The organism is Erysipelatoclostridium sp. An173 (assembly GCF_002160495.1).
Lineage (GTDB): Bacteria > Bacillota_I > Bacilli_A > Erysipelotrichales > Coprobacillaceae > Thomasclavelia > Thomasclavelia merdavium.
This window is the reverse complement of the sequence record NZ_NFKR01000099.1, coordinates 1-1,165: the sequence shown is the minus strand read 5'-3', so window position 1 is coordinate 1,165 and position 1,165 is coordinate 1. Positions and strand designations below refer to the sequence as shown.

Genomic DNA, 1,165 nt, shown 5'->3' with positions numbered 1-1,165 from the left:
ACAAATGGAACATACTGCTAGATGAAGCATTGAATTACTTCATAGAATCAACTATGGAATTCTAGTTATGAATAAATTTCATTTTTTCATAACTTATTTGACACTACCCTGATAATACTGTGGGCGGCAGCACTCCTTGCTGTCGCCCCTTGATTGCCTATCTGCAAAGGCGGGCGGGGCTGTCAACGGCGGCGCGTATGCGCCGTTCATCTTGACCGTTGACTGGCTCGGCTGACTTTGCTATTCCGTTATCTCTTTCAGTTATTGTCAAAGGAAATGTAGATAGTTAGACTATTGGGCATGTAGCTGATACTTAACCACTTTTCGTCATTTGATGGTAGTGTCAAGTATTTTTCGCAAAATGGTTTGCAGGGTCTGGCATGAGTGAAGTCAGCCAGCAATGGAGGCATCTTCAAGGGCGGCCTCCAGGTGCTTCATGTTCATGTACTTCTTGTTGCCCCACTGGGTGCCGGCCACATGGCGCAGCCGGGCACAGACTAGCATAAGGGCGGAATTGCCGTCCGGGAAACTGCCCACCACACGGGTACGGCGGCGGATCTCCCGGTTGAGTCGTTCAATAACGTTATTGGTACGGATGCGAGTCCAGTGCTCGCTGGGAAAATCGCAGTAGGTCAGCGTCTCCTCAATGCCATCCTCTACCTTCTTGGCCGCCTCTTTCAGTTTCATGGAGCGCAGTTCTTCCACCACAGCTTTGGCCTTTTCCCGGGCTGCTTTCTTGCTTTCCTGGGCGTGGACCGCCTTGAGCATCTTTGCCACCAGCTTCACCTTGTAGCGAGGCGTGACCGAGAATACATTGCGGTAAAAGTGGACGGTACAGCGCTGGTACTTGGCTTCGGGGAATACTTCTCCCACGGCCTCCAGCATACCAAGGCACTTGTCTCCAACAATGAGTTTCACACCGTCCAGACCTCGGCCACGCAGCCACTGGAAGAAGCTGACCCAGCTGGCCTTGTCCTCCTTCATACCCTCAGCGGCACCCAGAACCTCACGGTATCCGTCCTCATTGACCGCAATTGCCACAAGAATGGCTACGTTTATAAATGCTACTATTAATATGTACAAAAACGATCATATAAAAATGTACAAAATCAATTCAACATAATATAATAATTCAGTTTTTATTGGAGGTTATATTATGATTATG

At 48.8% G+C, this 1,165-nt stretch carries 1 pseudogene; it reads right to left on the bottom strand.

From position 1 onward, the window contains the following. Positions 1 to 390: 390 nt before the first annotated feature. Positions 391 to 1,056: pseudogene (locus B5F09_RS14530) on the bottom strand (IS256 family transposase); the annotation flags it as partial. Between the last annotated feature and the right edge of the window lie 109 nt (positions 1,057 to 1,165).